This window comes from Planctomycetota bacterium (assembly GCA_026387035.1).
GTDB lineage: Bacteria > Planctomycetota > Phycisphaerae > FEN-1346 > FEN-1346 > JAPLMM01.
This window is the reverse complement of record JAPLMM010000313.1, coordinates 1-8,449: the sequence shown is the minus strand read 5'-3', so window position 1 is coordinate 8,449 and position 8,449 is coordinate 1. Positions and strand designations below refer to the sequence as shown.

7 protein-coding genes and 1 pseudogene are annotated in these 8,449 nt (G+C 68.8%); all 8 read right to left on the bottom strand.

Annotated elements, in window-relative coordinates:
* Nucleotides 1-1,016: glycosyltransferase family 4 protein (locus tag NTX40_11750; GenBank protein MCX5649742.1), on the bottom strand; the 1,016-nt coding region annotated here is incomplete at its 3' end.
* Between the two features lie 83 nt (nucleotides 1,017-1,099).
* Nucleotides 1,100-1,252: pseudogene (locus NTX40_11745) on the bottom strand (DapH/DapD/GlmU-related protein).
* A 632-nt stretch (nucleotides 1,253-1,884) separates the two neighbouring features.
* Nucleotides 1,885-3,642 (bottom strand): hypothetical protein, encoded by a 1,758-nt coding sequence (locus tag NTX40_11740; protein MCX5649741.1) that lies wholly within the window; start codon nucleotides 3,640-3,642, stop codon nucleotides 1,885-1,887.
* Nucleotides 3,643-3,648: 6 nt separating this feature from the next.
* Nucleotides 3,649-4,506, bottom strand: a complete 858-nt coding sequence (locus NTX40_11735) for a glycosyltransferase (protein MCX5649740.1) — start codon at nucleotides 4,504-4,506, stop codon at nucleotides 3,649-3,651.
* Between the two features lie 16 nt (nucleotides 4,507-4,522).
* Nucleotides 4,523-5,539 carry a lipopolysaccharide heptosyltransferase II gene (gene waaF / locus NTX40_11730; GenBank protein MCX5649739.1) on the bottom strand — a complete coding sequence of 339 codons (1,017 nt, stop codon included), beginning with the start codon at nucleotides 5,537-5,539 and terminating at the stop codon, nucleotides 4,523-4,525.
* Nucleotides 5,536-6,828: an HAD family hydrolase gene (locus tag NTX40_11725; GenBank protein MCX5649738.1), complete on the bottom strand. Its 1,293-nt coding sequence runs from the start codon at nucleotides 6,826-6,828 to the stop codon at nucleotides 5,536-5,538. The genes waaF and NTX40_11725 overlap by 4 nt, the downstream gene beginning before the upstream one ends.
* Before the next feature lie 4 nt (nucleotides 6,829-6,832).
* Nucleotides 6,833-7,399 (bottom strand): D-sedoheptulose 7-phosphate isomerase, encoded by a 567-nt coding sequence (locus NTX40_11720; GenBank protein ID MCX5649737.1) that lies wholly within the window; start codon nucleotides 7,397-7,399, stop codon nucleotides 6,833-6,835.
* A 246-nt stretch (nucleotides 7,400-7,645) separates the two neighbouring features.
* The coding region (gene rfaE2 / locus NTX40_11715; GenBank protein MCX5649736.1) for a D-glycero-beta-D-manno-heptose 1-phosphate adenylyltransferase at nucleotides 7,646-8,449 on the bottom strand (804 nt) is incomplete at its 5' end.

The window sequence follows — 8,449 nt, the reverse complement described above, 5'->3', positions numbered from 1 at the left end:
GCCGTGTCCGCCGGGGAATCCAGAACGAAACCCTCCCGCCCGTCCTCAATCAGTTCGCCCGCGCCGTTGAATCGCGTCGTAATCACCGGCAGGCCGCAGGCAAGCGCCTCGAGCACCACCAGGCTGCACGGGTCGTACCAGGTGGGATGGACGTAAACATCGGCAGCCGCGTAGGCCGGCAGAACATCCGCTGCCGGACCCACAAAATGAATCCGCCCGGCGCAGCCCAGGCGCTCCGCCAGGCGCTGATACGGGCGCGGATTCGCCTTGCCGACCACCACAATGCGCCACAGGTCGCCTCCGGCGCGGTCGCCATGAAGAAACCCCGCCGACTCGACCAGTTCGCGCACGCCTTTCAGTTTAAAATTGTGGGCCACCAGGAGGAAACAGGTTTCGCTCTCCGCCAATCCGAGCCGATCGCGCGCTTCGTCCCGCCGGGACCGGCAGGCCTCCGGGCTGAAGTGTTTCACGTCCACGCCGTTGTACACCAGGTGCAGGCGCTCGTCCGGCACGCGGTAAAACTCCTGCATGTCGCGCCGGACCATGCGGCTGATGGCGACGACCTCGGGCGGCGGATCGGCGGCAAACTGTCGGCCCTCGAGCCACACGAGCGTCCGCACCCGCGGGTTCAACCAGTCGGACACCTGTTTCATCGCCCACAGACCGGCGCCTCGCACCAGAAGCAGATTCTGCCGCCGGCTTCCGCGGAGCGTCCCGCCGTGCGGCTGAAGCACGTCGGCGCCGAACGTCCGACCGACGGCCGCAACCACGTCGAGGCGCGCGCGGCGCGCGGCGCGGCCGGCGGCCCGCGCGAAACGCCAGTCCCGTTCCATCCGCGAAAGACCGTAACGCAGGACCCGGTGCGTGACGGCGCCCTCGGGCGACTTCCCGAAACCGGCCGCAAACAGATGGACCTCGTGACCCGCCGACAGCAGTTCCTCAGCAAAGCGGTACACATACGTCTCCGCGCCGCCCCGCGCCGGGTCGAGATATTCGATTTGAAAACCGATCCTCATGGTTGGGGTCCGCGGCTCGGAGGACAGTCATCTGCCGATGGCGCGCAAGTGTGGGCTCCCGCCGGTTCGTCCAGCCGCCGGATCACCCGGGCGGGGGAACCGGCCGCCAGTGTGTTGGCCGGAACATCTCGGGTGACCACGCTGCCCGCCCCGATGACCGCGTTGTCGCCGATCGTCACACCCTTCAAGATGATCGCGCCGTAGCCGATCCAGACGCGCCGGCCGATCTTCACCGGCTCCGCCTCCTCGATCGGCGCAGGGTGAAAGCGCCGCTCGGGCGGCCAAACGACGTGAAAGTCACTGTCGGCGATCACGACGTTGGCCGCCACCCCCGTCCCGTCGCCGATCTCGACGGACTTGCGGGCGACGATGACCGTGCCGGCGAAGATCACCCCGTCGCCCAGGATGATCCGCGCGCCGGGGAACGTGACAAATTTGCAGCGCGACCCCGCGCCGAGCGGGGATCGTTTGTAATCCGACACGATGCGGGCTTTCGCCCCAAAGACAACCTCGCCCTGGCCGTACATGATGACGCAGAAGCGGCCGCGAACGCGCGCCCCGGCGCCGACCGTGAACCCGGGATTCAGCAGGCGGTTATACAGGAGCGACAGCCGACCGACCCATGCCGGCCACTTGTGCAGGCGCAGGCTGATTCGAGCCCGCCCGAGGCCTTCCCGGAAGCGTCTCATGAAACCTGCCATGGCTCTATCCCATCCGTCGAGGCGGGGGAACGCCCCGCCGCTCGTGCTGGATCGCCTTCCCATTTTCCGCACGGACGGGCGTTTGGCCAGCAGGATCTTGGGGCCCTTTTGCGCGGTGGGTCGGGAGACCCGCCGCGCTTTTTCCTTTTAGCCCTTCCGCGCCGCCGTCACTGCGGCTGCGAACGCCGCCGCTCGTGCCCCTCGATCCGGCGGGCCTTGCGGACCGCGCGCCGAACGAGCGCCTTCTGGGCCGCGCTCAGACGGTCCGTCCCGAAGTACTCGCGCGCGAACCGCATCCGGTCCGTGTTCGTGAACACCTCCGACCGGACGAAAGTCGCGGGCGACGGCCAGGACGAGAAGACGAGGGCGGCCAGATCCTTGACGATCCACCGCCCCGGCACGCCTCGCGGCGACGCGGGCACGCCGCCGCGAAATCGCATCATCCGCTGAAGGTCAATGAGGTGCAGAACGAAGTCGTCCGCCCCGACCGGCCGGACGAGCACGTGGCACAGGTAAAAGTCGCGGTGGACAAAACCGCTGCCGTGAAACTGCCGGGCGAGGCGCGCCAGCGCACGGATCCACCGTCGCCTGGCGGCGGTTTTCCCACGGTCGCCGGCGCTCCCGAATTGGCGCTCACAGTAAACGTCGGCCTGTACGGCGCCGGCCAGTTCCTCGGTCACGAGGCAACTTCGCTCGCCCCGGCCGCCGTTCGTAAACTCCCACCCGACGGCGGCACAGCGCACGGTCGGAATGCCGGCGTCCATGAGGCGGACGAGGTTGCGTGCTTCGTGCTCGGCAAGGGAGATCGGCTCGCCCAGGCTGAGCATCCGGCGAATCTTCGTCTGCCACGGCACGCGGTCGTGCCGCTTGATGTAAACGACGCGCGCTGTGCCCGCCGGGTCCGCGAGTTCGGCCCGCACGGTCCGTCGCCCCGGCCCGACGCGGTACGTCTCGCCGCCCTCGAAGGTCCTAAGCGCGTCGAGCGTCGAGAGGCCCGCGGCCTCGAGCGCGGGGCGGAACGCCTCGTTCACGCGCAGGCGCCCGCCGTCCACCGTCGAGAACCGTTCCTCCGCCAGAGGGACCATCCCGGGAGGGGCGACGCGGCGCGCGGGAATCAGGTGGGGGTCGCGTCCCCGGCCGGCGATTCGCCGCGTCCCGGCGAGCCGGGACTTGATGCGGCGAGCAAGCCGTTCAATGTCGCCGTCCGCCGCCCGGTCGCCAAGGTACGCGCGAAGGAGGATCAGACGGTCCTCCTTGCGGACGGGCGGGACCTGCGTGGTCGTGTGGAGGGCGGCCAAGTCTGCCGCGCCACGCCGCGGCGTGTAACGTCGCAGACGGCTGACGTCAATCAGGACGACGCGAGGCGCCTCGCCCCCCGCGTCCTCGAGGAACACGTGCTTGGCATAAAGGTCGGGAAACGAATAACCGGCGTCGTGGAGCCGGCGAACCGCCTTGCCGACCGCCGCCGCGACCTGCGCCACGGAGTGCGGATGGGGTTCGGCCCCTCCCGGCGTCAACTGGTCGAGCCAGGAGGCGAGCGAAAGGCCCCGCACTTCCCGCACGGCCAGGAGCGTGCGTGGTCCTTCGGGGCCGGCGGCGCGCCCCCAGGCCACCGGATCGGCCACGGGGATTCCTGCGGCGGCGAGGCGCTGAATGTTGGACCATTCCCGCGCCGTCGCGCACGCCGGCCATTTCAGGCGCAGGAGGTCCGTCCACGATCGGCCGGCGGCGCGGCCCCAGCGGCGCTTCAGGTAAATGACGACCGGCTCGCCGCTCGCGGCGCGAAGTTCGACGCGAGAGACGCTCCGTTCCTGGTGCCCATCCACGAGGCCCGCGTCGCCGGCGGCAAACAGCGCCTCGAAGGAAGCCAGGCCGTTGGCTTCCAGGAGCGCCCTGGCGTCGGGATGGATTTCGAGCAAGGCCATATCTGCTCACCGGTCCAGCGAATCGTCGCTCAGAAGTTCCCTCGCGAGGTCCGACCCGAGAAGTCGGCGCATCGCCCCTCGCACCTTCTGGTTCCCGCGCCAATGGCCGATGCCGCCGCGCGCCAGAAACGCCGTCGCGTGGGCCACGTGTTCCACGTACTGGTGCATTTCGTCCGGGTCGAGTTTGACGGCTTCGTAACCGGCGGCCTCGAGGCCCCGGTAAAGCAACTCGCCCGCCGGGTGGCCCGGTGCGGGCTGAAAGTCGAGGCCCCGTTGACGCACGACGTCCAGGCGGTAGATCGCGCAATACGAGCGGGGATACCAGGGCGTCGGCGGGTGCTTCGCCTTCGGCGCCATTCCGACGAGCCGGCGGAAGAACGCTTTGATCCGCTGTTCGTCCCACAGGCGTTTCATTGCCTGGTACCACCCGGCAGCAGACTCGAGTTTGTCCGCACCAAGAGCAGCGGCGCGAGGATTCGCCTCGAGGCGCGAAATCAGGTCCCCGAGCCATCCTTCCCGCCGGGCGATCGTGTCGGTGTGGAAACTGACGAGCCAGCGTCCTCGGGCGGCCGCCATGCCGACGTCCATCGCCGTCGCGTGGGCGAAGACGGCCTCGGATTCCGTTTCCGGCCCGCGTTCCATCAGGCGAATCCATCCGACGCGCCTCAGATAATCAAGCGAACCGTCCTGCGAGTGGTTGTCCACGACGATCGTCTCGTACGGATGGTCCGTCAGCCGCCGAATCGCGCGCAGGCAAAGCCGGACCAGGTCTTCCGTCTGGTAATGCGGGATGACGATGGAAGCGAGGTTCTCCGGGCAGCGGCGCCCGTCGCGGATTGCGCCGAGTTCTTGCCGGTCCAGCATCCCGCCTCGCTTCCCCTCAATCGCGCCGCAGCGCTTCGTCCAGTGCGTCGAGGACTTCCTCGGGCGCGATCTTCCACATGCACTCGGTGGTTCCCACGGGGCAAACCGGTTTCTGGCACGGCCCGCAGGGCGGCACCGCCTGGAGCCGAACTTCCTTCGCGTGCCACGTCTCGGTCCAGCAAATGTCCGTGGGTCCGAAGAGGGCCACGACCGGCCGCCCGAGCGCGGCCGCGTAGTGCCTCAGGCCGCTGTCGATCGCCACCAGGACGCGCGCCCGCCGCACCACGGCCCGGGCCGAAGCCAGGTCAATCCCCTTGTCGTGCAACGCAGCGCATCGGCCGTCGGCGGCCGCGACGATTTCCGCCGCGAGCCCGGCGTCCGACGGGCCGCACAGAATCGCCGACTCCAGGCCGAACCGTTCCCGCGCTCCCTTGACCAGGTGCGCCCAGTGAGGCACGGGCCAGGCTTTCGACGGCCCGAAGGCCGCACCGGGGGAAAGGAGGAGCGTGCGCCCGGCCTCGAGGCCCGCGGCCGCATAGGCGGCCTCGGCGGCGGCCTCGTCGGCCTCCGTCGGAAACAATTCCATCCGGCGGTCCGCCGTCGGCGCCCCCAGAATCTCGACCAGCCTCAGATAGTATGTGATCTGCGGCACGGGGAGAAACCGCTTGCCTTCCCTCGGCGCCGGCACGCCGTCCGTCAGCATCAGCCCCCGGCCGCTGCGCGCGTAGCCGATCCGCCGCTTGACGCCGGCCAGAAAGAACACGAGCGCGCTTCGAAAACTGTTCGGCAGGAGGATGCCGATCTCGGCACGCTCGGCCTTCAGTCGCCGCACGGCATCCCAGAGCCCGCCGGTCGAAGGCTCCACTTCGAGAAACGCGTCGGTCCACGGGTTCGGGTCCAGCACGGGGCGCACGTAGGGCCGCACGACGGCCACGATCCGATCCTCGGGGAACCGCGCCCGAAGGGAGCGAAGGGCCGGCGTGGCCATAACGGCATCGCCGACCCAGTTCGGCAATGCCACCGCCAGCGTCATGATTTCCTCTCGAGCACGAGAAGCGTGACCACCACCAGTTGGAGGAAGACGGCGGCCTGGATGAATCCCGGCCGGTCCTGGTTCAAGAGGCCCCATACGGCGGCGAAGATCGCCACGGCCTGGATCACGTAGGCAAACAGTCGAACGAGGGGCAGGCTCTCGGGGCTCTGGATGCGGCCCATGCGGCGAAGTTCCTTCAGCATCGCGTACAGCAACGTCCCTGTCTCGCCCGTCCGTGCTGCCGCCACTTCATCCACGTCAGGCGGCTGATGGGCCAGGCACTCGGCGCACAGCAGGCGACCGGCGCGCGGCCCGGCCGCCCCCGAGGCCAGGGCCGTCGAAGGAATCTTCTGGCCGCACCGGGCGCACACGGCGGCGTCGGCCGGCGCGGCCGGGCGACGTTCCTCGGTCGCTTTCAGCGCTGCATCGGGCGGCGTCGAAGCCGCTTTCAAATCTGCGTGTGGCACGGCGGGCCTTGTCCCGCCGTGCGCCGAGGCACGGCCGGGCAAGACCGGCCGTGCCACACCGTGGTTTTGAGGGAAGTCTTGCCCCTTTGCCACGAAATGCGGCCACACCGGAAGCGGCGATTCCGCCGCGGTTTCCTCCTGCGGCGCCGGCGCCTCGGTGTCCTCGGGCCACGGCTCCTCGCGAGCGGAGGGTGGCGGCTGGTCATGCGCCGGAGGGGCTTGCGCCTCGGCGGCCTCGGGAGGAACGGCCTCACGGTCGCCCAGGATGATGCGGACCGCATCCTCGAAATCCTCGGCCTCGGCGGTCGGCGGCGGGACGTCGGCCGGCCGGGGCGCATCGTGGCCCGGCGGCGCGGGCAGTTTGATGGTCTTGAGGCTCGCGGCCTGGCCCGCCTGGACATCGCGCCACGTATCGCCGATGGCCCACGAGGCCCCCAGGTCAATGTCGAGATCCTCGGCAGCCTGGAGAATGAGGCCCGGCTTGGGTTTGCGGCAGTCGCATTCAATCGCCAGGTCGGGGCGGGCGGCCTCGGAGCGGTCGGGATGGTGCGGGCAGACGTAGTAGGCGTCCACGGCGGCGCCGAGGAGGTCGAGTTGCTCGTCGAGCGCCTCGTGGAACCGGTCGAGATCGTCTTCCGTCATCAGGCCGCGCGCGATGCCCGACTGGTTCGTAACGACGATCCGTTTGAAGCCGGCCTCGGCGAGTCGCGCGAGGCCCCGGGCGACGCCGCCCAGGATGCGGATCTGCTGAGGCCGCGTCGGATAACCGATCTCTTCAATCAACGTGCCGTCGCGATCGAGAAACACAGCAGGTTGGCCCACTAGATCACTCCCTCTTGTCCTGGTCGTCGTCCTTGGGTTCGTCGCGCGCGAAAAGGGCCTGTTCCACCAGGCCGCAGAGGATGTGCAGCACGAGGAGATGGCCTTCCTGGATGAGGGGACTGGACTCGGCCGGGACGGCGAGGCACTCGTCGCAAAGTTCTACGAGTTTTCCCCCGCTGGCGCCCGTGAGGCCGATGGTCCTGGCTCCTCGTTTCCGTGCGAGGCTGGCGGCCTTCAGGACGTTGACGCTCTCGCCGCTGGTCGAAATCGCCACGAGCACATCGCCTTCCCTGACGAGCGCCTCGACCTGGCGTTCGAAGACCTGCTCGAAGTTGTAATCGTTCGCCACGGCCGTCAGGACGCTGGTATCGGTCGTGAGGGCGACGCACGGGAGGGCAGGGCGGTCCACCAGGAACCGCCCGACGAGTTCGCCCGCGAGGTGCTGGGCCTGGGCCGCGCTGCCGCCGTCGCCGCAGACGTAGATCGTGCGGCCGGCGCGAAGGGCGGCCACGAGAACGTCCGCGGCCCGCGCGATCGGCTCAGCCAGCGTCTCGGCCATGTCGCTGCACATGCGGATCGACAGTTGGATGCGGTCCGGAATGGCTTGCGTCACACCGTCCTCCCTTCATCGGATAAGGGCTTTAGTACTACAACGCTATCTCAACGCAGAGATCGCAGAGACCGCAGAGAAAGCCGAGGCCTGGGTAACAACAAACAGCAGCCAACAACGGACGCCTTCCCTTTTCGTCTTTACCCAATTTGTGCCGTTCTCTGCGTTCTCGGCGGTCTCTGCGTTGAAGAACACAGCGTAATAGTATTAGGCGGAACCCTTCTCGTCCGAGCGGCGGATGCGCCTCACGAGTTCCGTGGTGCTGAGTCCCTCCAGGAGCGGCGCGAGCACCACCCGCCCGCCGCTCGATTCCACGCTCCGGCGCCCGACGACGCCCTTCGCGCGCCAATCCTCGCCCTTGACCAGAACGTCGGGTCGGACCGCGCGGATGATCCTCTCCGGCGTCTCCTCGTCAAACAGAACGATATAGTCAACCGCCTCCAGGGCGGCGAGGACCCGGGCCCGCTCTTTCTCGGAGCAAATCGGGCGTCCGGCCCCCTTGATGGCCCGGACGCTGCGGTCCGAGTTCACACCGACGACGAGCACCTCGCCCTGGGCGCCCGCGAACTCGAAGAACGCCACGTGGCCGGCGTGCACGAGGTCGAAGCACCCGTTGGTGAAAACGACGCTCTCGCCGCCGGCGCGGTGGCGGGCGAGGTCCACCAGAAGATTCTCCAGGCTGCGGAGTTTGTCGCCCGCCCGGCGCGCCTCGCCCAAGAGGTCGCCGACAATCTCCTCGCGAGAAACCGTCTGCACGCCGAACTTCTCGACTTCCAGGCCGCCCGCGACGTTTCCGAGCCGCACCGCATCCACGAGCGACCCGCCGGCCGCCACGATGAGCGCGACGACGGAAATGACCATGTCGCCCGCGCCGGCATTGTCGTAAACCCGCCGCGGCCGTGTCGGAACCATCTGGCCCTTGCGGCCCTTGAGGGCCAGATAGGCCCCATCCTTGTCGAGCGTCACGATGATGGCATCCAGCCGAAGGCTCTTGAGCAATCGCCCTGCCGC